This is a genomic window from Jiangella alkaliphila (assembly GCF_900105925.1).
Classification (GTDB): domain Bacteria; phylum Actinomycetota; class Actinomycetes; order Jiangellales; family Jiangellaceae; genus Jiangella; species Jiangella alkaliphila.
On record NZ_LT629791.1, the window covers coordinates 1,167,268 to 1,191,215 of the forward strand.

General features: G+C 72.8%; 20 protein-coding genes. 2 read left to right on the plus strand and 18 right to left on the minus strand.

Going from position 1 to position 23,948, the window contains the following annotated elements:
* Window positions 1-59 precede the first annotated feature (59 nt).
* The 13 genes from BLV05_RS05485 to BLV05_RS05545 all read right to left on the minus strand — a co-directional run bounded on the left by BLV05_RS05485 (window position 60) and on the right by BLV05_RS05545 (window position 17,170).
* On the minus strand, window positions 60-1,289 hold the full coding sequence (locus BLV05_RS05485) for a GNAT family N-acetyltransferase (protein WP_052762148.1): 1,230 nt from the start codon (window positions 1,287-1,289) through the stop codon (window positions 60-62).
* Between the two features lie 537 nt (window positions 1,290-1,826).
* A complete protein-coding gene (locus tag BLV05_RS05490) occupies window positions 1,827-2,201 on the minus strand; it encodes a hypothetical protein (protein ID WP_046767022.1) in 375 nt (124 codons plus the stop codon).
* Window positions 2,202-2,203: 2 nt separating this feature from the next.
* The gene (locus BLV05_RS05495) at window positions 2,204-2,809 is read right to left on the minus strand and encodes a hypothetical protein (protein WP_157524206.1); all 606 of its coding nucleotides are present in this window, start codon (window positions 2,807-2,809) and stop codon (window positions 2,204-2,206) included.
* Between the two features lie 103 nt (window positions 2,810-2,912).
* Window positions 2,913-4,064 carry a hypothetical protein gene (locus BLV05_RS05500; protein WP_046767020.1) on the minus strand — a complete coding sequence of 384 codons (1,152 nt, stop codon included), beginning with the start codon at window positions 4,062-4,064 and terminating at the stop codon, window positions 2,913-2,915.
* Complete coding sequence (locus tag BLV05_RS05505) at window positions 4,061-6,862, minus strand: FtsK/SpoIIIE domain-containing protein (RefSeq protein ID WP_046767019.1); 2,802 nt, start codon at window positions 6,860-6,862, stop codon at window positions 4,061-4,063. The genes BLV05_RS05500 and BLV05_RS05505 overlap by 4 nt, the downstream gene beginning before the upstream one ends.
* A 294-nt stretch (window positions 6,863-7,156) precedes the next feature.
* Entirely contained in the window at window positions 7,157-7,645 is a 489-nt protein-coding gene (locus BLV05_RS05510) for a hypothetical protein (RefSeq protein ID WP_152690585.1), read from the minus strand.
* Window positions 7,646-8,055: 410 nt separating this feature from the next.
* Complete coding sequence (gene trxA / locus BLV05_RS05515; protein ID WP_046767017.1) at window positions 8,056-8,379, minus strand: thioredoxin; 324 nt, start codon at window positions 8,377-8,379, stop codon at window positions 8,056-8,058.
* 46 nt (window positions 8,380-8,425) lie between these two features.
* Window positions 8,426-9,397 (minus strand): thioredoxin-disulfide reductase, encoded by a 972-nt coding sequence (gene trxB / locus BLV05_RS05520; RefSeq protein ID WP_046767016.1) that lies wholly within the window; start codon window positions 9,395-9,397, stop codon window positions 8,426-8,428.
* An 88-nt stretch (window positions 9,398-9,485) separates the two neighbouring features.
* Window positions 9,486-10,328 carry an anti-sigma factor family protein gene (locus BLV05_RS05525; RefSeq protein WP_157524208.1) on the minus strand — a complete coding sequence of 281 codons (843 nt, stop codon included), beginning with the start codon at window positions 10,326-10,328 and terminating at the stop codon, window positions 9,486-9,488.
* Window positions 10,325-10,990: an RNA polymerase sigma factor SigM gene (gene sigM / locus BLV05_RS05530; RefSeq protein ID WP_046767014.1), complete on the minus strand. Its 666-nt coding sequence runs from the start codon at window positions 10,988-10,990 to the stop codon at window positions 10,325-10,327. Before sigM ends, BLV05_RS05525 begins: the two co-directional genes overlap by 4 nt.
* The gene (gene murJ, locus BLV05_RS05535; RefSeq protein ID WP_052762147.1) at window positions 10,987-14,508 is read right to left on the minus strand and encodes a murein biosynthesis integral membrane protein MurJ; all 3,522 of its coding nucleotides are present in this window, start codon (window positions 14,506-14,508) and stop codon (window positions 10,987-10,989) included. Before murJ ends, sigM begins: the two co-directional genes overlap by 4 nt.
* Complete coding sequence (locus BLV05_RS05540; RefSeq protein WP_046767013.1) at window positions 14,505-16,718, minus strand: DUF6049 family protein; 2,214 nt, start codon at window positions 16,716-16,718, stop codon at window positions 14,505-14,507. Before BLV05_RS05540 ends, murJ begins: the two co-directional genes overlap by 4 nt.
* The gene (locus BLV05_RS05545) at window positions 16,715-17,170 is read right to left on the minus strand and encodes an NUDIX hydrolase (protein WP_269149039.1); all 456 of its coding nucleotides are present in this window, start codon (window positions 17,168-17,170) and stop codon (window positions 16,715-16,717) included. Before BLV05_RS05545 ends, BLV05_RS05540 begins: the two co-directional genes overlap by 4 nt.
* A gap of 144 nt (window positions 17,171-17,314) precedes the next feature.
* Between BLV05_RS05545 and BLV05_RS05550 the strand changes: the two genes are divergently transcribed.
* Both BLV05_RS05550 and BLV05_RS05555 read left to right on the plus strand, forming a co-directional pair.
* A complete protein-coding gene (locus BLV05_RS05550) occupies window positions 17,315-18,853 on the plus strand; it encodes a CCA tRNA nucleotidyltransferase (protein ID WP_082154954.1) in 1,539 nt (512 codons plus the stop codon).
* Complete coding sequence (locus tag BLV05_RS05555; RefSeq protein WP_046767011.1) at window positions 18,850-19,215, plus strand: DUF3054 domain-containing protein; 366 nt, start codon at window positions 18,850-18,852, stop codon at window positions 19,213-19,215. Before BLV05_RS05550 ends, BLV05_RS05555 begins: the two co-directional genes overlap by 4 nt.
* A 78-nt stretch (window positions 19,216-19,293) precedes the next feature.
* On the opposite strand, the gene BLV05_RS05560 is transcribed toward BLV05_RS05555, so the two are convergent.
* From BLV05_RS05560 to BLV05_RS05580, 5 genes are all read right to left on the minus strand, one after another.
* Complete coding sequence (locus tag BLV05_RS05560; RefSeq protein WP_152690582.1) at window positions 19,294-20,331, minus strand: NAD-dependent epimerase/dehydratase family protein; 1,038 nt, start codon at window positions 20,329-20,331, stop codon at window positions 19,294-19,296.
* A gap of 62 nt (window positions 20,332-20,393) precedes the next feature.
* Window positions 20,394-21,233: a hypothetical protein gene (locus tag BLV05_RS05565; protein ID WP_052762146.1), complete on the minus strand. Its 840-nt coding sequence runs from the start codon at window positions 21,231-21,233 to the stop codon at window positions 20,394-20,396.
* Between the two features lie 45 nt (window positions 21,234-21,278).
* Window positions 21,279-22,880 carry a hypothetical protein gene (locus BLV05_RS05570; RefSeq protein ID WP_152690581.1) on the minus strand — a complete coding sequence of 534 codons (1,602 nt, stop codon included), beginning with the start codon at window positions 22,878-22,880 and terminating at the stop codon, window positions 21,279-21,281.
* A gap of 46 nt (window positions 22,881-22,926) precedes the next feature.
* Window positions 22,927-23,523 carry a GTP-binding protein gene (locus BLV05_RS05575; protein ID WP_046767010.1) on the minus strand — a complete coding sequence of 199 codons (597 nt, stop codon included), beginning with the start codon at window positions 23,521-23,523 and terminating at the stop codon, window positions 22,927-22,929.
* Window positions 23,504-23,803 carry a DUF742 domain-containing protein gene (locus BLV05_RS05580; protein ID WP_231948754.1) on the minus strand — a complete coding sequence of 100 codons (300 nt, stop codon included), beginning with the start codon at window positions 23,801-23,803 and terminating at the stop codon, window positions 23,504-23,506. The genes BLV05_RS05575 and BLV05_RS05580 overlap by 20 nt, the downstream gene beginning before the upstream one ends.
* Window positions 23,804-23,948: the final 145 nt, after the last annotated feature.

Consider the following 23,948-nt stretch of genomic DNA (forward strand, 5'->3'; position numbering starts at 1 on the left):
GGGCCTGCGGGCGTGCCGGTCGTGCACGGCGTTGTCGTCGATGGGTGCCGTGCCGGACGTCAGAAGATCTCGACCGTGACCGGGGCGCGGTGCCAGCCGAACGCCGTCGACACCCGCGCGAGGGAGCCGGGCGTGCGCTCGGTGATCAGCCCGGCGGCGGCCAGCGTTCCCGCCGAGACCCCGCCCAGGTACAGCGAGCCGAGTGCCCGGACGTCCAGGGCCAGGTCGGCGTCGGCGTCGGCGGGCGTGACGTCAGCCTTCGCGTCGTCGCCGACCAGCCGCCAGCGCCCGGCGTTGCCGGAGAACGTCGAGTCGATGACCTCGAGCACCACGTCGACCGGGGCGGCGTAGCGCCGCGCGGCCAACGCTCCCGGGACGTCGAGGATGCGCACCCACAAGGACCCGGCGGCCGAGCCGACCAGGGCGTCGGGGTTGGTGACCAGGTGCGGCATCGGGTCGTCGACGGGACCGTGCGTGTACTTGACCGTACGCACGAGGTCGACCGACGTGAGGAACCGCCAGAGCGCGGCGTGGGCGTCGGGCGTCTCGGCGAGCACCTCGGTGACGCGGATCTCGCCGTCCGGGCCGCTCTTGCTCCAGCCGGGCTTGGTGCGGAAGCGGGCGTAGCCGCGGACGCCACCGTCGTCCTCGTAGAGGACAGTGCGCTCGGCGGACATGCCACGCCGCCAGCCCTTCGGGTCGGCGGTGAGGTACTCCCACCACTTGCCCTGACGGGTGGACAGGCCGGGCCGCTGCGCCAGCACGCGGTCGTACAGCGCCTTGATCTCGTCGAGGACGTCGCTGGTCGCGGACTGCCGCAGCCGGCCGCCCTCGGGCGTCGTGCCGCCGACGGAGGTCTCGCCGGACGCGATCTCGTACGACACCCGCCACGACGCGAGGCCGTAGCCGTACCGTCCGTAGATGGCGCCCTCGCTGGCCCAGAGCGCCGCGAGCGGCTCGGTGCCGCGGTCGTGCGCCTCGGTCAGCATCGCGTTCATCAGCGCCGTCAGCACCCCCCGCCGCCGATGCGTCGACGCGACTCCGACGCCGGTGACGTGCGCGGTCGGGACGACGCCGCCCGGCACACTCAGGTCGCGCGTGAGCACCAGCCCGGTGCCGACGATCTGCCCGGCGTCGGTCATCAACTGAGTACGGCCGGGCTCGAAGATCATCCGGTTGAGGTCGGCAGTGTCCTCGTCGACGTCATCGAGGAAGGCGCGGTTGATGTGCGCTTCGATCTCGGCGTAGTCGTCATCGGTGGCGGTGCGCAAGACCAGGTCGTTCGTCACGGTCCTTGTCTAGCGCATGGTTCCGGGCCGGGCCAGAGGTTTTCCGGCCCGGGCTGCGCTGCGACGCTGCGCAGGTGCGGCCCCCGCGAGGGAGTCTGGCGACGGTGCCGGGGTTGGCGTCGTGGGTGTCAGGCGCGTCCTGAGCCTAAGGCGCGCCGTTCGGCCGTTTCGGGTCTGGAAACGCGACTGAGACCCAGGCTGTGCCGCCCGGTGGCGTTGCGAAGGGCGAGCTTCTGCTGCTCTGGCCGTAGTAACTCGCCCTTGACAGTGCGGACGACTGGTCCGAACCCGACACGTGAGCCTGGCCAACCGAGTTCACCGAGCCGACCCACGGCACCCGGCCCACGGATCAGGTCGACCAGCCCCGAATGCATCGATCGGACCCACTCCGCCAGCGAGGCTGGCCTCGGACCGCCGAGCCGGTGCTCCGCTGCACCGGGTGGGGTTCTGTTGCTCTGGCGACAGCAGCGCCGCCCAGCAAGCGAAGCTGGGCGACCACCGTGACGGCCGACCCCCGTCACGCGGCCCGGCGGCCGCTCAGCGCGCCTGGATTCTCGCCGCCTCTCGCTGCCGCTGCCGGTGTTCCGCCTCCCTCAACGCCTCGCCGATGCGCTTGCTCGCCTCCCTGAGCAGATCAACGATCTCGTCCCAGCGGGCGGTCAGCGAATGGAGGGCGGTCGTGAACGCGGACTCGATGGCGGCGGTGATGCGCTGGCGGATCGCCTGGTCGTGGGGGAGCGCCTCGTCGGTCCTCGTGGCGAGCCGCTTCTGGACCGCCCCGAGGTCGGCCGCCGTGGCATCGCGTCCGCGCTCGGCTGCCGCGACGGCCGTCAGCAGGGCGTTCTGGGAATCGCGGAGCATGCGGATCTCGCCCTCGGTCCCGGTGAGGGCGGATGTGGGCGCGGTGGACACGGCTACCTCCGCGCGACGTGGACAGCCTCGCGGCCACGCTCGCGGACGGCGCGGGCGGCGGCCGGGATGATCTGGGCGAGGCGCTTCTTCACCTGCGCGAGGTTGGACGTGACCTGGCCGGCGCCCTGGGTGATCTGCTCGCCGTGGTCGAGCAGCTGGTCGGTGCTGCGGCCGATCTGCTGCGCGCCCTCGGCAACGCCGTCGACGGCGCGTTGGAGGCGGTCGGCGCTCTGCCGCAGGGTGTCGGTGAACTGGCTGACCTGTACCGCGATGGGCCGGATCTGCGGCTCGAACACGCCGGCGAGGTCGGCGTCGCCGCGTTGGAGGTCGTCGCAGGCCGACTGGAGGACCCGGGCGCCGTCCTCGGTGACCGAGGCCGCGCGTTCCAGCTCTTCGAACTTCGACCTCGCGTTCTCGGCCCGCGCCCGCAGCCGTTCGGCGGCCGCCTTGGCCTCCTCGGCCGGGGCCCGCAGGTCGCGCAGCGCCTCGATGGCCGCGTTGGCCTTCTGTTCCAGCTCGGTGAGCCCGCGCGAGGTCTCGTCGCCACCGCGGGTCAGGCCGGTGGAGACGTCGATGAGGATCTCGCCGGATTCCTTGATGCTCGGCATGATGCCGCCCTTCTCGGTCTGTGGCCGCACCCGCCGGGATCAGGTGGACCGCTTACCTTCTGTAGGTCGTTGGGGGAGGGTGAATGTGACAGGTGGCGGCAATTCACAGGGCACCGGCGGCGATGTTGGCCGCCGTCAGGGCCAGCAGCGCCGTACCTCCGATCCGCGCGCCGTACCTGGCCAGCGCCACGCCGTCCGGCCGCCGCGCGAGTCCGGCGCCTCGGCACACCCGGGGTAGCCGCCGGGCCGCGGCCACGCCCAGCCCGACGGCGACGACGGCGAGCGTGCAGACGATCAGCAGGGCGAGCGCCGTGGCCGCGGACGTGCGGGCGCCCGCGACGGCCATGACGGCGACGCCGGCCACTCCGGCGGCCACGGCGGCGCCGAGGGTGATCTTCCGGGACCGCTCGTCATGGGACGCGAGCCAGCGCTCGAAGTCGGTCTCGGCCAGCTTGAGCTCGTCGCGCCGGCGACCGAGTGCGGTGAGGGCGACGCCGAGGTCGGCGCCGCCGGTGCGACGCAGCCGGTCGAGCCCGGGCGCCGGGTCGACGGGTCGGTCGGCCGGCTCGTGCACCAGCGCCGACTCGGACCGGACGGCGGTCGCGCCTGGCGACCTCGGATCGGGCTCGACGGTGGCGCCGGGAGCGGCGTACTCGGGGCGGACGGCGCGGGCTGGGCCGGGCCGTGGGGTGGCGGTGCCGCCCTCGGGAGGACGGTCGTCGAAGGGCAGCTCGGGGGCGCCGCCTCGAGGGCCGTGGTCAGGGTCGAAGGTGCCGGGCACACCTTCGCCGGAGCGGCCGATGGTGCCGAGGGCGTCGTGGTCGGGGCGACCGCCAGCGCGGCCGCGCCGGCCGCGGGCGGCGTCATCGTCAAGTGCCGGCCACGCATCCTCCGAGCCGGCGCCGAGTGCTCGGCCATCGAGGTCGAAGGCAGGCCCGCCGGCCGGCGCAACGGCGTCTGCCGGCAGGCCGAACGTCGATCGAACCGTGGCGCAGTGGGCGAGGCCGTCGGCGGCGGCGGAGGCGGCGCGGTCGATGCCGCGCAGGCGCGTGGTGGCCGTCAGCTCGCGTTGTTCGGTGTCTTCGCGGGTGCCGGCGTCGTCGTTGCGCAGCAGCTGCTCCGTGCTCTGGACGGCCGACGTGAAGCGGCTGAGGGTGGAGCAGTAGGTGCGCATGGCCGGGCTGCGCGGCGGGACGCCCGCCCGCGAGGCCGTGTTGTGGTCGTCGCTGGTGCCGAAGTCAAGGTCGGTGGTCATCGGAGCGCTCCGGTGCCGGGCGCGGCCGAAGCCGGGGCGGCGGGCACGACGCGACGCGGGTCGGGGAGGACGGCGCCCACTTGGAGCGGATCGAGCAGGACGGGGTCGGCGTCGCCGGCGAGGTCGTGGAACCAGAGCCGGCCGCGGGAGGCGGGGAAGGGCGGCCGGACGCGGAGGAACGACGTGGTGTCGATGATGTCGCCGCCGGCGTCGGCGCGCAGTTGCAGCCGTTCGCCGTGCTGGCCCAGCTTGCGCAGCCGGTCGGGGGTGTCGAGCCAGATGAGCGGGAACACCGACAGCGACGGGCCGGTGCCGCACAGCCAGCCGAGCGGATGCGGCTCGTCGGTGTACAGCGGCGCCTCGACTCCGGAGTACTGCAGGCCGAGGACGGCGACGAACACCGGGCCGGACGGGCGGGTGGCGACCTCGGGCAGCCGGTCCAGCCCCGCCTCGTCGAGGGTGACGACGCGGTCGCCGAGCCAGTGGACGACCTGGTCGAGCGGCCGCCGTCCTGGAATGCGCTCCGGCAGGAGGTCGACGACGACGAAGCCGGCGTCGTCGCAGGCGGGTTGCAGGGCGAGGCCGGCCAGCATGGCGCTGACGGCTCCGACGGCGTGCGCTTCGTCGCGGCCGGCGAGCAGCAGGCCGCGGCCATCGCCGGAGCGGGCCGGGACGCCCACCAGCGGCGGCGAGACGCCGACGGGTGCGCCGACGTAGACGGTGGGCCGCGGCGTCGACGTCAGCACCGGCGCGGCGTCGGCCAATTCGACGCCGCCGGTGCCGCGGCTGATGCGGATGCGGGGGTCGGTGCCGTAGCGGGCGACGACGGAGTCGCGGATGCGGCGGCGGTCGTCGGTATCGAGCAGCCCGGCCTGGAACAGCAGGTCGGCGTCCTTGTCGCCGCGCGCCTGGTTGAGCACGCCGGACCCGCGCCGGCCGGTGTCGAGGCGGTCGCGCACGGAGCGGTCGAGCAGCAGGCTCAGCTCGTCGGGCTTGCAGCGCAGCCCGACCCGCAGCTCGAGCTGGTCGAAGACCGACGCCTTCTGGGCCGCCCGGCCGGAGCCGACGGAGTTGAGGCTCTGGGTGGCCAGCAGCACGTGGACGCCCTGGCTGCGGCCCTGCTTGACCAGGACGTCGAGGGTGTCCCAGGCGGCGTCCTCAGTGGGCCCGGCGAGCATGAGCTGGAACTCGTCGGCGACGAACAGCACGCGCGGCAGCACCTCGCCGGTGACCTCGCGGTACTGCGCGATGTTCTTGATCTCGCGGCCGGTGTCGGCGGACGCCTGCTTGAACAGCTGCTTGCGCTCGGCGTCGACGAGGGCGAGGTACTGCAACACGCCGAGCGCGAACGTGGCATCGGCCTCGATGCCGACGGCGCGCACGTGTGGCAGCGCGGGCCGGTCGGGCCGCGGCGCGTACTCGGCGAACTCGACGCCGGCCTTCATGTCGAGCAGGTAGAGCTCGAGCTCCTCGGGCGGATAGCGGTGCGCCAGCGCGTGGATGAACGCGTGCAGCAGCGTCGTCTTGCCCGAGCCGGACGGACCCACGACGATGCCGCCGATGGCCACGCCTTCGTCGTCGCCGACCGCGAGCTCGATGGCGGAGCCGTCGGCGGCCTGGCCGACGGTGGCGGCGACGCGGGTGTGCGTGGTGCCGGCGCCGGGCTGTTCCGTGGCCAGCAGGTCGCTGAGCACCACCGGGCGGTTGACGCCGCTGCGGACGGCCGGCGCCAGGATGGTGGTGAGGAACCGGTGCTGGGCCGAGCCGGGCGGGTTGGGGCAGCGCACGCGCGCGCTGTGCAAGAGTGCCGGCGGCGACGACGCCCAGGTGGCGCCGCCCTCGTGGTCGACGTGGAGGTGCTCGGCGTTCTCGAGCAGGTCGGCCAGCGCCACGCCCTGCGGCAGCTCGCGGCCGGTGTCGATGACGGCGACCACCGCGACGCCGCAGCGGTTGCCCGTACGTGCCAGCGACCAGAGCTGCTGCGCGTCGTCGGCGGTGAGGTTGGGGCCCAGCCCGGCCGCCAGCACCAGCGAGCACGGGATGCCCTGCGCCGTGCCCTCGTGCCAGCGGGTGACCAGGGAGTCGTCGTCGCCGAGCAGGACCTGGCTGTTGAGCCGGTGGACGTGCTCGCGCAGCCCCCGCAGCTCGGCCGACACCTCCTCGTGGGTGGCCCGGACACCGCCGGCGACCAGCGGCTCGGGCAGCCGGCTGAGGATGCCGAGGTTCTGGCCGAGCCCGCCGGGGTCGAGCAGGTGCAGCCGCAGCGACCCGGGCAGCGCGGACGCGAGCGCGCGCGTGACGAACGCCTGCGCGAGGTTGTGCGCCGGCGCCCGGCCGGCCGGTGCGTGCGTGATGACGACGTTGCCGCCCAGCGCGGGCAGGACGAACGGCAGCTCGACGATGTTGCTCGGGGACGCCAGCCCCAGGGTGGCCGCGCGGACCACCTGGGTGACGTCGACCGGCTGGTCGTACGGCTCGGCCCAGAGCGGGGACTCCCAGCCCTCGTGGGCGTAGCCGGGGCCGCGGCCGAGCAGCTCGGTGATGTCGAGGCGGACGCGGTCGGCGGCGGCGAGCAGCGAGGCGTTGGAGCGCGCCTGCCGGCGGCGGGACTCGCGGGCGATGGCCTGCTGGTCCTCGGCGAGACGGCGACGCTCGCGATCGGCGGCGGAGTCGGCGAGGGCACGCAGGTGGAGCGCGGCGTCCTCGGTCGCCTGGACGGCGTGCGCCAGGGCCGCCGGGCCGTCGTCGTCGGGGCCGGGACCGCGCGGCAGACCGAGCCGGAGGGCGGAAGTGCGCATGCCTGCCCTTCCCGTCGAGGTACCTGTCCCCTACGAAAGTGCGCGGGATGGCCGGTTTGTGACCGGGCAGGGAGAGGTTCTGTGTGACGGACGGGGGACGCGGTCAGGCGGCGGGCCGCGTCGGGTGGCCCTGAGTCGCGCTAGGTCGCGCTTGGTCGCGCCGGGAGACGACGCGGCCGGCCGACTCCGGGGTGTCGGCCGGCAGAGGACGCCGAGCCAGGGTGACCGTTGCTGGGGTTATGCCCGGCGCGACGACATCGGATGACTCGTCGAGGTCGTCCGAACGGATGACGGTCAGAGGAAATCGTCCCCACCGTCATCGGGAACTCGGACAAACCGTTCCAGCATTTCCGCTTCGGTTTCCCATTCGGGATACTTGACCAAGATCGAACTCGTTACAATTCCGATCACGAGGCCCACTCCGAACACCCAGAGGTCCGCTGAGAACCAACCGAGCAGAGCAATGGCGCCGGCCGCCGTGAGCGCACCTTGGCCGACGACCGTCGCCCAGCCCGCGATGTAGTCGTTGTCCCGGCGACGAGCGATGAAGTCGACCCCGCCGCACGCGAGGCCGATCACCGCCACCGGAATGAAGGCCGCATGGAGGTCGGCCACGCCCGCCAGGTCGGCGAGCGTCGCCAGCGCGGCCAGGATGATCGCCACGATCGAGGCGATCATCGTGCCGATGCCGAGCAGCAACAGCTTGGTCTGCCGAACCGCCATCGAGGTGTAGGCCTCGACGGCGGCGTTCTCGGCGTTCACCAAATCGTCTCTGTATTCCATGTACACCTCTCGCCTGACGTCCCAGGAGCCCCGGTCACTGACACGGTAGGTGTCCGAGCAAGGACTTCCGTGACGAGATGATCCGGGAGAACTCGGCGCTCGGCAAACGGAGCGGCTCGTTTCTGCGGATACGCCATTCAATGTCGGTTTCGGTCCGCGAGGCAAGAGGTCCGGAGCAAACTATTACGCGCTACAACGTGTTTTTAAGGCGATTGTGACGGTTATGTCCGATTGATTTTTCGTCCGGATGGCCGAGGGCGGCCGTCGTTCGGCCGATACGGCATGATCATTTCGGCCTGCACTGAAACGAGAGCGTGAAACGCGACGGCGCCCGCCGGGCGGACCGTGGGGTCCACCGGCGGGCGCCGGGGTGCGGCCGTTGCGCGGGCCGTCTGGTCGCCGCTAGGGCGTCAGTGCACGTAGTCGGAGAGGTCGTTGAGCAAAGCGGCCTTCGGCTTGGCGCCGACGATCTGCTTGACGACCTGACCGCCGGAGTACACGTTGAGCGCCGGGATCGAGGTGATGCGGTAGCTGGCGGCGATCTCGGGGTTCTCGTCGACGTTGAGCTTGACGATCTCGAGATTGTCCTGCGAGGCGGCGATCTCCTCGAGAACCGGGGCGATCATGCGGCACGGCCCGCACCATTCTGCCCAGAAGTCGACGAGAACGGGCTTGTCGCTCTGCAGAACCTTCTCGTCGAAGTCGGCGCTGGTGACGTGCTGGATGTTGCCCATAGGGACTCCTTGATGGTGGGCGCTTCTCTGGTGACGGAGCTCGGCGTCAGCGGACGGCGAGCTCAGGCTTGACGGCGTGATCGGCGGCCTCGAGGTCGGCGAGGTAGCGCTCGGCGTCGAGGGCGGCCTGGCAGCCGGTGCCGGCCGCCGTGATGGCCTGGCGGTAGATGTGGTCGACGACATCGCCGGCGGCGAAGACGCCGGGCAGCTCGGTCTTCGTGGTCGGCGCGTCGACCAGCACGTAGCCCTCGTCGTCGAGGCGCAGCTGCCCCTTGAACAGCTCGGACCGGGGGTCGTGGCCGATGGCGAGGAACAGGCCGGTGACGGCCAGCTCACGCTCGGCACCGGTGACGGTGTCGCGCAGCCGCAGGCCGCTGACCTTCTCGTCGCCGAGGACGTCGAGCACCTCGGTGTTCCACACGAACTCGATCTTGTCGTTGGCGAAGGCCCGCTCCTGCATGACCTTCGACGCGCGCAGGGAGTCGCGGCGGTGGATGAGGTAGACCTTCCGCGCGAACCGGGTGAGGAAGGTGGCCTCCTCCATGGCGGAGTCGCCACCGCCGACGACGGCGATGTCCTGGTCGCGGAAGAAGAACCCGTCACACGTGGCACACCACGAGACACCGTGCCCGGACAGCCGCTTCTCGTTCGTCAGTCCCAGCTCGCGGTAGCTCGAGCCAGTGGCGACGATGACGGCGCGGGCGCGGTGGACGTTGCCCTCGCTGTCGGTGACCGACTTCACCGTGCCGGTGAGGTCGGCCTCGACGACGTCGCGAGTGAGGATCTGCGCACCGAACCGCTCGGCCTGGGCGCGCATCTCTTCCATCAGCGCCGGGCCCAGGATGCCGTCGCGGAAGCCGGGGTAGTTCTCGACCTCGGTGGTGTTCATCAGGGCGCCGCCCCAGCTGACCTCACCCTCGATGAGCAGCGGTTCGAGCCGCGCCCGGGCAGCGTACACAGCGGCCGTGTACCCGGCCGGCCCGGAACCGATGATGATCAGGTCACGGATGTCCGTCACGCCTGTGCCTTCCCTAGCGTCGCGTTGGTTCATCTGCCCCAACGGATCCTAGGCGGTCGGCATTCCCGGCGGAGTGGTTGCCGCCCGTTCACTCCGTCTTCGGGAGCTCGACGGTCGGTTCCAGCGTCTCGTTGGACCTGGAGCTGCAGGTCCAGAGCAGCCAGCCGTCGTAGGTGGTGGCGTCCTCGAGGACCACGAGCACTCCGGAGCCGACCAGGGTGGAGCCGATCACGGGCAGGCCCAGTTCCTCGGACAGGTCGTCGCCGCAGGTTTCGTTGACGGCCTCCACGCGCTGCTGGACGACGTCCTCGACGGCGGCGGTCACCTCGGCCGGGTCGACGTGCTCCGGCGTGCCGGGCGGCGCGGTATAGGGATCGTCAGCCGCGGCCGGAGGATCCTCCGTCGGGCTCGGGGAACCGCCCCGGCCGAGGTCAGAAGACGTGCCGAACTCGAGCCCGGCGTCGTCGTCGCCGTCGCCTGCTTGGCCCTCGGCGACCGCGGCGTCGCCGGAGCCACTGCTGTCGTCGCCACCGCCGCTCTCGACGGCGACGTAGCCGGCGAACCCGATGACGGCAACGCTCGCGGCGGCGGCCAGGCCCTGGGGCAGCCGTCGCCGGAACCAGGCGACGGTGCCGCCGCCGGCGCCCGCATCGGGCGACTCGGCGGCGTCAGAGCCGCCGGCGTCACCGCCGGACGACCGCTCGGCGGCAAGGGCGTGGGACATGCGGGCGGCCACGAACTCGGGGATCGGCAGCTCGGCCGGCAGGGCCCGCAGCGCGACGCTGACCTGGGCCAGCTCGGCGAGGGTGCCCTGACACGTGGCGCACTGGTCGACGTGGGCCTGGACCTCGCCGGCCTGGGCGTCGTCGAGGACGCCTTCGGCGAGATCGGCCAGCACATGGGTAGGCGGATGGGCCTCAGGTGTACTCACCGATGCTCACCTCCTGTTCCACGCGACGTCCCAGATGGGACGTCACCACCGGCGCCTTGGTTCCCCGGAGCGTTGCCCGTGCTGCTCAACCGGCCGGGGGCCAGCAGCGGCACCAGCTTGGCGCGGGCCCGCGCGCAGCGGCTTTTGATGGTGCCGACCGGCAGCCCGAGCAGCTCGGCCGCCTCAGCCACCGGGAGGCCCTCGACGTCGACGAGGATCAGCGGCAGCCGCTGGTCGACCGGCAGCGAGGCGAGCGCCTGCTCGAGGTCGACCCGCAGGGCCGTGCGCTCGGCGGGGTCGCTGGACGGGTCGGTGGCGGGCGCGATGCCGGGGATCTCGGTGCCGTCGAAGGCGACCGGGTCGGCCGGGCGGGCGGCGGCGTGCCGGACGCGGTCGAGGCAGGCGTTGACGACGATGCGGTGCAGCCAGGTGGTGACGGCGGACTCGGACCGGAACGACGCGGCCCGCCGGAACGCGTTGATCATCGCGTCCTGCAGGGCGTCGGCGGCGTCGTGCGGGTCGCCGAGGGTGCGCAGCGCGACCGCCCACATACGGTCCTGGTGGCGTTTGACCAGCTCACCGAAGGCGTCCGGATCTCCGTCGACGTGCTGGCGCAGGAGCTCTTCGTCGGGCACCCGGGGACCGGGCGCGGACTGCGTCACCCGAGCACCTCCGCTTCGGCTATTCCGCTCCGGTAGTTGCCGTCGTCGGCACGGGGCAACTGAGTGAACCACACGAGGAGATACCGAGTGGTAACGGCTTCGTCAAGTGTGCGGGTGACATTCTGCTCAGCACCCTCGACGGTGTCGACGGCGGTCCAGCCGTCGAGATCGTCCGGCGCCTGCGTGGCGTCCTCGGGCGCGACCCGCAGCTCGACGGTCGCACCGGCGTTGACCAGCGCCAGCCGGACCTCGCGCACGGACACCGCCTGCCCGAGGTCGAGGTAGATGCCGACGCCGGCCTTCTGGTCCTCGAGCGGGTCGTAGTAGTTGACGGTGGTCCACGTCGTCTCGGGATCGCCGTCGAAGATGTTCGCGACGTCGCTCGAGTTCTCCTCGTCGTTGCCGGCGGGGTCGTAGTCGGTGGCGGCGGTGGCCGCGATCGGGGTCGGGTCGGCGGCCGGGGTCTCGTCGGCCGGTGTGGTGCCGGTCTCGCCGGGCGCGGAGGCCGACGGGGACTCGTCGTCGCCGGCGTCGTCGATGGCGCCGAGCAGCAGCTGCAGCCCGACCAGAGTGGCGCCGACCAGCAGCAGCATCGCGGCCATGACGCCGAGCAACCGGGCGGTGCGGCCGGACTTGCGCCGTTCCCGCAGCTGCTCGACGCGGCTGGACGGCGGCTCTTCGCCGGGCTCGTCCAGCAGCGCCGGCGGTGCCGCGACGACGGCTTCGTCGGCGACGACGGCGCGGTGGTGGTTGCGCGCGCCGTTGGCCAGCTCGGTCGCGACCTGCAGCGGCGTGACCAGCGGCGTCGCGTGGTGCCGGCGGGCATGCCCGATGGCGCGGTCGGTGACGGCGTCGAGCAGCCGCGGCACGCCGGGCCGGACCTGACGGGGCGAGGCCAGCCGGCCGTCGATGAGCGGTGCCGGCGGCAGTCCGCCAGGCGTGCCGACGGGCCAGCGGGCGGTCAGCGCGGCGTAGAGCACGCCGCCGATGCCGATGGCGTCGAGCTCGGCCGCGTTCGGCTGGGTCGGGTCCGTGGGCTCGCACGGCGTCTGGGCCCGCCCGCGCAGCGAGTACTCCGTCTCCAGCCCGGCGACCTTCACCGAGCCGTCGGCCGTGACGAACACCAGCGTGGGGTCGAGGTGGCGGTGCGCCAGCCCTTGGGCGTGCGCGGTGGCCATGGCCTCGGCGACCTCGCGCCCGACGGCGGCGGCCTGCTCGGGGTGGAACGCGCCGGCGTGGGCGAGCAGAGCGGCCAGGCTCTGCCCCGGCGTCCACTCGCGCACGACGTAGGCGACGTCGTCGTCGCTGCCGACGTCGAGGACGCGCAGGAACCGCGGGTCGGAGACGGTGGACGACACCCGCGCGGCGGTGGCGAACCCCGGCGCCCGCAGGTCGTCCAGAGCGACGGCCTGGACGAACACGGCCCGCCGCAGGACGTCGTCGACCGCCTGCCAGGACTGGATGCCGTCGGCGTTCTCGAGCAGCCGCTCGAACCGGTAGCGTCCGGCGACCGTGCGCCGCTGCCCCGCCATCGGCCCGCGGGGTGGGGCCGGCGGCTCCGACGGCGCGCCCGGCCGCGTGCCGGGCAGCGGCTGGACCACTCGTGCGCCGTCGCGAACCGCGTCGAGGCCGACGACGGCGCCGCCCACGCCCGCGCGGTCGCGGTAGCCGCCCGCGTGCGTGTCGAAGAAGCTCGGCACGCCGGGCAGGGTCTCGTCGAGGAAGAACTCCGACGTCATGCTGGGATCGACGGGACGACGGAAGATGCTGAGCGTGCCGGTCTCGACCGGGATGAGGTACTCGGCGGTGTCCTCGAGCAGGTCGCCGGGGTCGACGGCAGGAGCCGCCCGGCCGCCGCCGCGCAGCCGTGCCATCACCATCCGCACGGCGGTACGGACCTCGGCCACCCGGAACGCGTAGGCCAGCCCGACGAACGTCGTGAGGCCCACCGTCCCGCCGATGAACAGCTCCAGCATCCGCGCGACCAGCGACGGCAGCGCGTCGCCGACCCCCAGGCCGGTCCAGCCGCGCCACACCAGCCAGGCCAGCGCGGCCGCGATGACCGAGTGGATCAGCAGCCGGACGATGTGCTGGACGAGCTGGCCGCCACCGAGCGTCCCGATGCGCTGCTGCAGGCGATACGCGCCGGTGCACGCGCCGACGAGGTACGCGACGCTGTAGCCGCCGGCCAGCGCCATCGTGACGTACTGGTCGCCGGGTGCCAGGACGGCCGTCCCGACGGCACCGATCATGATGACCGCGGACACCCAGATCTGGTTGAAGAAGGGGGTCCGGGTGTCCTGCATGGCGTAGAAGCCGCGCAGCACCAGGTAGTGGATGGTGAACGCGACGAGCCCCGGCATCAGGACGACCAGCGTCAACGCCAGCCGGTCGGTCTGCCCGCCGGCGGACCCGTAGTCGAAGATCATGGCGGTCAGCGGGAACGCCAACGCCGCCATCAGCGCGCCGAGCGGGATGATCACCGCCAGGCACATCCGCAGCGCGGAGACCAGTTTCTCGCGGACCTCGTCGAGGTTGCCGTCGGAGGCCAGGTCGGCCAGCCGCGGCAGCAGCGCCGTCGCCAGCGAGACCGTGATGACGGAGTGCGGCACCATCATGATCAGCATGGCGTTGGCGTAGACGGTGTAGCCGGCGCCGGCATCGGTCGCGCTGATGCTGCTGGCACCGGACGAGACCTTGACGACCACGAGGTAGGCGAGCTGGTTGACCACCACGAACGCGACGGTCCACAGCCCGAGCCGGGCCGCTTCCCCTAGACCCTGCCCGCGCCAGTCGGTGCGGAACCGCAGCGAGAACCCGGTCTTGCGCAGCACCGGGATGAGGATGAGCGCCTGTGCGACGACACCGAACGTCGTGCCCAGCCCCAGCAGCATGGTCTGCGCGGAGGTGAACGGCTCGAACCCCTGCGTGCCGTAGACCACCAGGAACACGGTGAACACTGCGATGGCCACGATGTTGTTGAGGATCGGCGACCACATCATCGGGCCGAACCGGCCCTTGGCGTTGAGCATCTGGCCGATCAGCACGTACAGCCCGTAGAAGAAGATCTGCGGCAGGCAGAACCGGGCGAACATGACCATGTTGTCGTAGTACGGCCGCATCTCCGGCTGGAGGTAGCGGTCGTCGACGATCAGCTGGATCAGCAACGGCGCGGCCAGGACGGCGACGACCGTCGCCAGCCCGAGCACCGTCACGGCCAGGCTGAACAGCCGCTGCGAGAAGGCGTTGCCGCCGTCGGCGTCGTTCTTGATGGCCCGGACCAGCATGGGGACGAGCACGGAGTTGAGCACCCCGCCGCCGACCAGGATGTACAGCATGGTCGGCAGCACCGTCGGCACGCTGAACACGTCGGCCGTGGCCGCGGTCAGGCCGATGGCCGCCGCGACGACGGCCGCGCGCGCGAAGCCGGTGAGCCGCGAGACCACGGTCCCGGCGGCCATGATGGCGCTGGAGCCCAGCAGGCCGGAGCTGCGGGGCGGCTCTTGTGTCGCCGTCACCGCGTCGCCTCCTGCGTCGGTCTCGCCTCCGTGGGCAGCTCGTCGAGGATGCTCCCGTCCGCCGGGGCCGGCGGGTCGGAGCGACGACGACGGCGTCGGCGCGGACGGCGGTTGCGCAGCGTGCGGCGGACGATCGCGCCGAGGAACAGCGCGCCCGCCCCGCCGACGATCACCCAGCCGATGGTGCCGTACTCGGTGGCGTTGACGACCGTGGCGACCGGTGGCCCGATGGGCTGGCCGTCGTTGGTGGTCAGCTGCACCTCGATCGGGACCCGGCCGTTGGCGGCGGCCTCGGCGGTCACCTCGACCAGCTTCTGCTCGCCCGGCGCCATCTCCTGGGTCTCGATCTCGGTGACGCGCAGGCGGTCGGGGTTCTCGGAGTGCACCTCGAGCCGGACGTTGACGGCTTCGGGCAGGTCGTTGGTGACGGTGAGCGGGAAGGCGCCGGCCCGGCTGGACAGCGTGACCGACTCGGGCACGGTGATGCTGACCTGCTCGATCCGCTGCGTGAGGCCCTCGCCGATGCCCCGCGCGTAGGAGACCCCGGTCTCGGGGTTGTCGCGCCAGCCGGTGGACGCCGAGCGGAGCGTGGCGTGGTCGAGCGCCGTGGTGACGTCCTCGGGGTCGGCCAGCAGCGTGGTGTACTGGGTGGTGTCGTCGCGCAGCTGGGCCGTCGCGGCGACGTTGGCCTCGGGCAGCAGGGCCGTGCCGTCGGACGGGGCGGGCGTGACCTCCGGCGCCTCGCCGGCGTCGATGCGGTCGGTGAGACCGACCGGCTCGACCCAGGTGCTGGACGTCCAGGCGGTCACCAGGCTCTGCGGGATCGGGTCGGCCGGTCGCCAGCGCAGCGGCGGGGCGGCCACCAGGAGCGGCGGCTCGGTGTCGTCGGCAGCGGCGGCGAGCGCGACCATGGCGGTCTCGGCGATCCAGCGCTGCTGGAGGTCGACGGCGCCGGCGGTCGGGTCGTCGGCGGCGGCGGCGTCGGTGATGGCCGAGCTCAGCCCGGCGTCGGCGGCGACGACGCTCAGCGTGTGGTCGCCGGCGCTGACCTGGCCGAGCGCGCCGTTCTCGCCGCTGGCGGCCTCGCCTGCCTCGTCGTCGCTGGCCTCGTCGTCGGCCGCCTGGACCGCGCCGGACGGCACGACGACGGTCTCGGTGCCGGCGTCGGCCAGTGTCGTGAGGACGCCCTCGGTGACGGAGCCGCCGTCGAGCCAGGCGACGCCGGAGGTGGCCGACGGCAGCGGCTCGGCCGCGGTCTCAGAGGCGGCCAGCGATTCCTGGGTCAGCGCCGTGGCCAGCGCCGGGTCGTGCTCGTCGAGGGCGCCGACGTCGGGCAGCGCGTAGGGCAGCATCCAGACGTCGGCGTCCTGGGTGACCTGGTCGAACCGCTCGCGCCAGGCCAGCGCGGCGTCAGTGTTGGCTTGTGATCCCTCGATCGAGCCCTCCGGCGTGGTGACGCTGTAGCCGTCGGCCAGCACGGAGACGGTGTCGAGCAGGTCGGGGTCGACGGCCCAGGTGACGGGTGCCTCGGCGGCGGCCTCGAGGACGGCCGTCAGCGACTGGTCGGCGGCGAGCTGCTCGGCCAGCGTCTCGTCGGTCAGGGTGCCGTCGGGCAGCAGCGACGGACGTGCGGCGAGCGGCCAGAGCATGGCGACGGGCACGGACGGCAGCTCGTCGGGGCTCTGGATCCACGGCACGACGGTGCGAGACGTCGTGACCCGCGCGCGTTCGCCTTCGGCCGTGGTGGCCAGGATGTCGACGCCGACCACGTAGACGCCGTCGGCGTCGAAGCCCAGCTGCTGCCTGGACAGCGTGACGGTGAACGTCTCGGCCTGGCCCGGTTCGAGGGTGTCGGCGATGGGGTCGAAGCCGTCGCTCTCGCGCGACCCCCAGTAGAGCTCCTCGTCGGTGCCGATGGCGCGGAGCTCGTCGCGCGACTCGACCCGGTTGGTGCTGAACCGGGGCAGTGCCTGGACCCTCCCCATCGGCTCGTCGCCGGTGTTGGTCACCGTTCCGGTGAGCGTGATGCCGTCGTCGTCAGGGGTGAGGACGCCCGGCGAGACGCCGGTCAGGGTGGCCTCGGCGGTGAGGGCGGCGGCGTCGGGCGCCGTCTCCACGGCCGCGGCCGTGCCAGGCGCCAGCAACCCGATGCCGAGGGCGGCGGCGGGGGCGCAGACGGCGGCGAGTGCTCGGAGGCCGGCCAGCCTCATGACCCGTCCTTCCGGGCGCCGCCGGACTCGGAGACGGTGGCCGCCGGGGTGTCGCCGGGCGAGGCCGGGAGCAGCTCGCGCAGCCGTCGCGCCAGCCGCCGTTCGGACGCATAGCGCATCCGTCCGGCCAGTTCGTCCAGTGGCACCCACGCCACTTCGCTCACCTCCACGTCGTCGGTGCTCAGACTCCCACCGGTGGCCTCGAGGAGAAAGTGGTGCACCGTCTTGTGGATCCTCCGATTGTCCGCCACGAACCAGTAGTCGATGTCGCCGACCGGGGTGACGACCCTCGACTGCAGACCAGTTTCCTCCGATACCTCCCGCACCGCAGCTTCCTCGGGCGTTTCACCTGCCTCGACGTGTCCCTTGGGCAGCACCCACTCCAGCCGCCCGCGTCGGTCGATGCGGCCGATGAGGGCGACACTCGACGGGTGCTCGTAGCGGTCGACCACCAGGCCCCCCGCTGAGGTCTCTCGGACGGTGCGCAGCCGCGGCCGGCTGGCTTTCCGCCGTCGCCTCGCCCCCCGACGTCGCCGATGGTGCGGACCGTCGGCTGGCGAGGACGGCGAGCCGGGCATACGTCCAGAGTAGCCGGGATGCGGCCGCATCCTGCGCAGGTCGGAAACCGGTTGGGTGCCGGTGCCCTTCGACCCTTAGGCTGGTCCGTCGTGATCGGAACGAAGGAAGCGGCGACCCACGTGCTCTCGAAGGCCCAGCGACAGGCGGTGCGGCAGCTGCTGCGCATCGCGCCCGTGGCCGACGAGCTGGGCGCGCGCTTCCAGGCGGCCGGGCACGAGCTGGCGCTCGTCGGCGGGTCGGTCCGCGACGCCATGCTCGACCGCCTGGGCCAGGACCTCGACTTCACCACGTCGGCCCGCCCTGAGGAGACGAAGCGCCTGCTCGCGGGCTGGGTCGACAACCTGTGGGACGTCGGGCAGAAGTTCGGCACCATCGGCGGCACCAAGGACGGCTTCCTGATCGAGGTCACCACCTACCGCGCCGACAGCTACGACCCCACCAGCCGCAAGCCGGCCGTCGCGTACGGCGCGTCCATCACCGACGACCTCGTCCGCCGCGACTTCACCGTCAACTCCATGGCCGTGCTGCTGCCCGGTCGCGAGTTCGTCGACCCCTACGGCGGGCTGGCCGACCTCGGCCGGCGGCTCATCCGCACACCCGGCACGCCGGAGCAGTCGTTCTCCGACGACCCTCTGCGCATGATGCGGGCCGCCCGGTTCGCGTCGCAGCTGGGCTTCGAGGTGGCGCCCGAGGTGGTCGCGGCGATGACCGACATGGCCGCCCGCATCGAGATCGTGTCGGCCGAGCGGGTCCGCGACGAGCTGACCAAGCTGCTGCTCTCGCCGGCGCCGCGCACCGGGCTGACGCTGCTGGTCGACACCGGCATCGCCGGCCACGTGCTGCCGGAGCTGCCCGCGCTGCGGCTGGAGATCGACGAGCACCACCGGCACAAGGACGTCTACGAGCACTCGCTGACGGTGCTCGAGCAGGCCATCGAGCTGGAAGGGCGGCTGCCCGGCGGCGCACCCGACCTCGTGACCCGGCTGGCCGCGTTGCTGCACGACATCGGCAAGCCGCGCACCCGCAAGTTCGAGGACGGCGGCGGCGTCAGCTTCCACCACCACGACGTCGTCGGCGCGAAGCTGGCTCGCAAGCGGCTGGCGGCGCTGCGCTACCCGTCCGCTGTCATCGACGACGTGGCCCAGCTGATCCAGCTGCACCTGCGGTTCCACGGCTACGGCGGCGGTGAATGGACCGACTCCGCGGTGCGCCGCTACGTCCGCGACGCGGGCAGCCAGCTCGAGCGGCTGCACGTGCTGACCCGCGCCGACAGCACGACGCGCAACCGACGCAAGGCACTGGCCTTGCAGCAGTCGTACGACAGCCTGGAGGACCGCATCTCCCGGCTGGCCGAGCAGGAGGAGCTGGCCGCCATCCGGCCCGACCTCGACGGCAACCAGATCATGCAGGTCCTGGGCATCGGGCCGGGTCCGCTGGTCGGCCGCGCGTACCACCACCTGCTCGAACTGCGGCTCGACCGCGGCGTGCTGCCTGAGGACGAGGTGCGCGACGAACTGCTGCGGTGGTGGTCCGAGCAGCCCGAGAGCTCAGCGTGAGAGCCTGGCCCGCCCTGCTCGTCGACGCCGCGCTCGTGGTGGTGTTCGTGCTGATCGGCCGGCGCACGCACGACGACCCGCTCTCGCTGGCGGGGCTCGCACGCACCGCGTGGCCGTTCGCGGCCGGGCTGGCCGCCGGGTGGGCCGTGACGATGCTGCGGCGCCGGCCGCCGGCATCGCTGGTCAGCGGCGTGACGGTGTGGGTGGCGACGGTCGCCGTGGGGATGCTGCTGCGCGCCGCATCCGGGCAGGGGACGGCGGCCTCGTTCGTCGTGGTCGCGACCGTGGTGCTCGGCGCGTTCCTGGTCGGCTGGCGCGCGGTCGTCGCGGCCACGGCGCGCCGCCGCCCACTCCCGCGTTGATCTTGGAGTAGGTGCGGAGTTCCGGCCCGTGCCCGATAGATACCGCGAAAACTCCAAGATCAACGCGGGAGGGGCGGGTCAGGGGAGCGACGCGAGCAGCTCGTCCTCGGCGGCGAAGTCGTCCATCCTGTTGCCGTAGTACTGCGCCAGCAGCGGGAACGCCTCGCGCCAGGGCCGGTCGGCCAGTCGTTCGCGCAGCCAGGCCGACGTCTCGGCAACGGCGCTCGCGTAGCTCGCGACCGGTGCGTAGCCCAGCTGCGCCGTCGCCGCCGTCATGTCGACGAGGTACGGGCGCGGCACCGACCACGGGGTCCGGCTGACACGGCTGGCCGGGGCCGGACCGTCGAGCGGCACCAGCTCCGGGTCGTGGCCGGCGGTCGCGCTGACGATCCGGACGATCTCGGCGACGGACGGCGGCTCCGGGTCGCCGGCGTTGAGCACCCGGGTGCCCGGCCGCGCGGCCGCGAGCCGGATCAGCTCGGCGAGGTTCGGCGCACTGGTGGTGTGGAACCGGCTCGCGCCGCCGTACGCCAGCGGGACGCGCGGCCGGCGGGCCAGCGCGCGCAGCAACGGCCAGATCTCACGCGGGCTGCTGCTGCCCGGACCGTGGATGGCGCACGGCCGCAGCACCGTGACCGGCAGCCGGCCGTCGTCGAGCAGGGCGGACTCGAGCAGCATCTTCTTCGTCGAGTACGTGGCCGGTCCGGGCGGCATGGTGGCCTGGGTCTCCGGGACCGGCCCGGCGAACCGCGGGAAGTCGTCCGGCCCGGTCGACCCGTCCAGCGTGCGGCCCGCGTCGTCGGCGTACACCGACGCGCTGGAGACGACGACCAGCGAGCCGACGTCGCCGGCCAGGCCGAGCAGCAGCCGCGCGTCGGCGTCGTCGTACGCGATGGTGTCGACGACGACGTCAGCGCCGCCGGACGCGGCCACCACCCCGGCCAGGTCGGCGCGGTCGGCCGGCCGCTCGACCACGCCGCGCGCGGCCCAGCCGGACGGCTGCGCCACGGTGCCGCGGTGGACCGACGTGACGGTCCACCCGTCGGCGAGCAGGGACTCCACGGTGGCGCGGCCGATCTGGCCGGTGCTGCCGACGACGATCGCGTGACGACTCATGGTGCCCGACGCTAGCCAGCGCGGCGGGTGTCCGTCACGGTCCTCTGCTCAGGGCAGACGCATCACTCGACCGGTGTCAGCGAGGCGGACACCCGGACCACGCCCTCGCCGTACTGCTCGTCCAGCTGCTCCTGCAGCCCGTCATCGATGAACACGTGCAGCTCGACGACGTTGGCGGTGTACTCCGGGCCGACGCGGTTCAGGTTCGGCACGGAGCCGGCCAGCTCCTCCTGGATGGTCGTCAGCTCCGCCATGCTGCGTTCGGCCGCGCCGACGCACAGCGGGCCGCCCCACACCTGTCGCAGCTCGGCCTCGTGCCGCTCGAGGTCACCGGTGAACAGGACGGTCATGACCGCGGGCTCGATCGACTCGTCGACCCAGGTGCCGGCCCAGTCGGGCTGCGTCTCGGTGTACGCGCCGATGGCCGCCTGACCCTGCACGGTGGCGGTGGCGGCGTCGACGACGGCCCAGCCGCCGGCCGGCGGCTCGCACGGTGGCGAGAAGTCGGGCAGCGCATCGTCCGGCACGACCGGCGACGTGGCGGCGCCGGCCAGCGGCGGCTCGGTGAGCGTCAGCGCGGTGCCGTCCCAGGTGCCGGTGACGGAGTAGGACCCCCAGGTCACGCCGTCGGCCGAGGTCGCGTCGGGCGCCTCGTCCCAGTTCCAGTCCGCGACGTCGGGACCGCCGCACTGCGGTGGGAACGAGTCCGCGACGGCCGAGCACAGCTGCGGGCCGTGCCCCTGCCCTTCCAGGACGGTGAAGATTCCGGTGTAGAGCTGTCCGGCGTCGGCGGACGACGGGGGGTCCGACGGCGAGGCGCTGGCGGGCGCCTCCTCATCGCCGCAGGCGGCGAGCATCAGGGCCGCGACCGGCGCGGCGACGATCCACCCGAAGTGACGCATGCCACTTGGACGGCGCCGGGGGTCGCGGCGTTCCGGCGGCGGGCGTCAGTCCACCGGCCGCAGCAGTGCCTCGACCCGCACCATGCCCGGCCCGTACTCGTCGTCGAGCCGCTCCTGCAGGCCGTCGTCGACGACCACCTGGATCCACGCCGTGTTGGCCGGCGTCTCGACCATCCAGGCGAGGGCGTCGTGCTCGGCCGCGATCTCGGCGGCGATGGCCTCCATCTCCTGCTGGCTGCGCTCGGCCTGGCTCACGCAGATGGCGCCGCCGTACAGGCTGCGCAGGACCGCCTCGTGGGTGGCAAGGTCGCCGGTGAACCGCACGTTCACGATGACCTCGGCCGGTGCCGTCGCCGACCGGTCCTCCGGCGCGACGTGGCGGTCCAGCCAGGAGTCGACGTAGCCGGGTGCGGCCAGGGCGTACGCGTGGGCGCGGTCGAAGTCGGCAGCGTGCGTCAGGGCGCCGTGGAAGATCGCCCAGCCGCCCGGCGGGGTCGGGCAGGACGTGTCGAAGCGCTGGCTCAGATCCTCCGGCGGGCCGGGCGGCGGCGGGCGCTCGGGCGGCCTGGTCAGCGTCAGCGCGGTGCCGTCCCACGTCCCCGCGACGTGGTACGTGCCCCACCGCACGCCGTCGGCCGACTCCTCTCCGGTGATGTCGTCCCACGACCAGCCGTGCAGCTCGAAGCCGCCGCCACACTGGGGCGGGTAGGACTCCATGACCGACGAGCAGGCGTACACCTCGCCGTCCCGCGACTCGATGACGGTGAACGTCCCGTCGTAGATCGTCGGCGCGTCGTCGGACGGCACCGGCCGCAGGGCCGACGTCACCCGCACCGCGCCGGGGCCGTAGGTCGCGTCGAGCTGCTCCTGCAGGCCGTCGTCGACCAGCGCCTCGACCTCGACCAGGTTCTCCGGTTCCGAGACCCCGGCGGAGAAGATGCCGAACTCGCCGGCCAGCTCCGCCTGGATCTCCTCCAGCCGGGTGTGCGGGTGCTCGGCCGCCGTGACGCAGAGCGCGCCGCCCCAGACCGCACGCAGGTCCGCCTCGCGCGCGGCGAGGTCGCCGGTGAAGCTGACGTTGAGGATCGCCGCCGCGGCGGCTGCCGACGGGGGCGCGCCGGGCGGCTGCTCCACGGAACGGTCGACCCAGAGCCCGCCGTAGCCGGGGAGACTCTCGGCGTACCGGACGACGGCGCCCAGCGCCTCGGTGCTCGCGGTGGCGACGTCGACGAGCACCCAGCCGGTCGGTGGCGCCGGGCACGGCGTGTCGAGCAGGACGTCGAGGTCGGGCAACTCCTCGGCGAGGCCGGTCGGCTCCGGCGGTTCGGCCGGCTCGGTCAGCGTGAACTCGTCGCTGTCGAACGTCCCGGTGAGGGTGTAGTCGCCCCAGCTGACGCCGTCGGCCGTCTCGTGCTCGACGGCGTCCCAGTCCCAGTTCGGGATGTCCGGGCCGCCGCACTGCGGCGGGTAGCTCGTGAGCGCGCCGCCGGGGCACAACTGCGGGCCGTGCTCGGTGTCCTCGAGCACCGTGAACGTCCCGGTGTAGCGCTGCTCCGACGCCGTCGTCTCATCGTCAGGCTCGGCGTCCGCGGCCGTGCACGCCGTCAGCGTGACGACGAGACCGGCCACCCACCCCCTGTGACGCATGTCACCAGGACGGACGGTGCATGCCGGAGGTTCCCGGCGAATCGCGTCAGGTCTGCTTGATCAGCGACATCGCGTGCTCGACCAGCGTGACGAGCACGACCTTGACCGACTCGCGGTCGCGGGCGTCGGTGACGACGAACGGGACCTCGGGGCCGACCTGGAGGGCGTCGCGGACGTCCTCGACGTCGTGCTCCTGGATGCCGTTGAACGCGTTGAGCGCGACGACGAACGGGATGCCCCGCTGCTCGACGTAGTCGATGGCGCCGAAGCAGTCGGCCAGCCGGCGGGTGTCGACGAGCACGACGGCGCCGATGGCGCCGCGGGTGATGTCGTCCCACATGAACCAGAACCGGTTCTGGCCCGGCGTGCCGAACAGGTACAGCACGAGGTCCTCGGCCAGCGTGATGCGGCCGAAGTCCATGGCGACAGTGGTGGTGCGCTTCTCGGGCAGCATGGAGAGGTCGTCGACACTGGTCGAGGCCTCGGTCATGAGCGCCTCGGTGCGCAGCGGCTCGATCTCGCTCACCGCGCCGACGAAGGTCGTCTTGCCCACGCCGAAGCCGCCGGCCACGACGATCTTGACCGACAGCGCATCTTGGTCGGCCTGTGTGCCGCCAGACACCTCAGAGTCGACGAAGGCCATCCCTCACCCTTTCCAGCACACTCAGATTACGGGCCGGCTCCTCGGAGCCGGCAAATGCCGCATGCGGGTCAGCCACCCGCACCATTCCCTCGGTCTCGAGATCCGCGACGAGCACGCGGGCCACGCCGAGCGGCATCGAGACGATTGCGGCCACCTCGGCCACGGACCGTGGCGAGTGGCACAGCCGGAGGATGCGTTCCCGCTCCGGCTCGGGGTCGCTGCCGTGGGTGCGGCCGTCCTGCGTGGTCGAGACGAGGGCTTCGATGGCGATGTCCTGCACCGGGCGCGTGCGTCCACGCGTCGCAAGGTACGGCCGAACTCGTCGGCCGTCAGGTGTCGCCATCATGACCTCCAGACCATCGTGGGACCGTGGATCTGCGCTGTGCTGACCCGATCCCTACCACATCCGGCACCCGTGCACGTCG

What these genes read in the sequence shown, in the direction of transcription:
- BLV05_RS05495 (WP_157524206.1), bottom strand. Translation starts at nt 2,809, where the DNA reads ATGCCGAGCATCAAGGAATCCGGCGAGATCCTCATCGACGTCTCCACC.
- BLV05_RS05500 (WP_046767020.1), bottom strand. Translation starts at nt 4,064, where the DNA reads ATGACCACCGACCTTGACTTCGGCACCAGCGACGACCACAACACGGCC.
- BLV05_RS05505 (WP_046767019.1), bottom strand. Translation starts at nt 6,862, where the DNA reads ATGCGCACTTCCGCCCTCCGGCTCGGTCTGCCGCGCGGTCCCGGCCCC.
- BLV05_RS05510 (WP_152690585.1), bottom strand. Translation starts at nt 7,645, where the DNA reads ATGGAATACAGAGACGATTTGGTGAACGCCGAGAACGCCGCCGTCGAG.
- trxA (WP_046767017.1), bottom strand. Translation starts at nt 8,379, where the DNA reads ATGGGCAACATCCAGCACGTCACCAGCGCCGACTTCGACGAGAAGGTT.
- BLV05_RS05540 (WP_046767013.1), bottom strand. Translation starts at nt 16,718, where the DNA reads ATGAGGCTGGCCGGCCTCCGAGCACTCGCCGCCGTCTGCGCCCCCGCC.
- BLV05_RS05550 (WP_082154954.1), top strand. Translation starts at nt 17,315, where the DNA reads ATGCGGCCGCATCCTGCGCAGGTCGGAAACCGGTTGGGTGCCGGTGCC.
- BLV05_RS05560 (WP_152690582.1), bottom strand. Translation starts at nt 20,331, where the DNA reads ATGAGTCGTCACGCGATCGTCGTCGGCAGCACCGGCCAGATCGGCCGC.
- BLV05_RS05565 (WP_052762146.1), bottom strand. Translation starts at nt 21,233, where the DNA reads ATGCGTCACTTCGGGTGGATCGTCGCCGCGCCGGTCGCGGCCCTGATG.
- BLV05_RS05570 (WP_152690581.1), bottom strand. Translation starts at nt 22,880, where the DNA reads ATGCGTCACAGGGGGTGGGTGGCCGGTCTCGTCGTCACGCTGACGGCG.
- BLV05_RS05575 (WP_046767010.1), bottom strand. Translation starts at nt 23,523, where the DNA reads ATGGCCTTCGTCGACTCTGAGGTGTCTGGCGGCACACAGGCCGACCAA.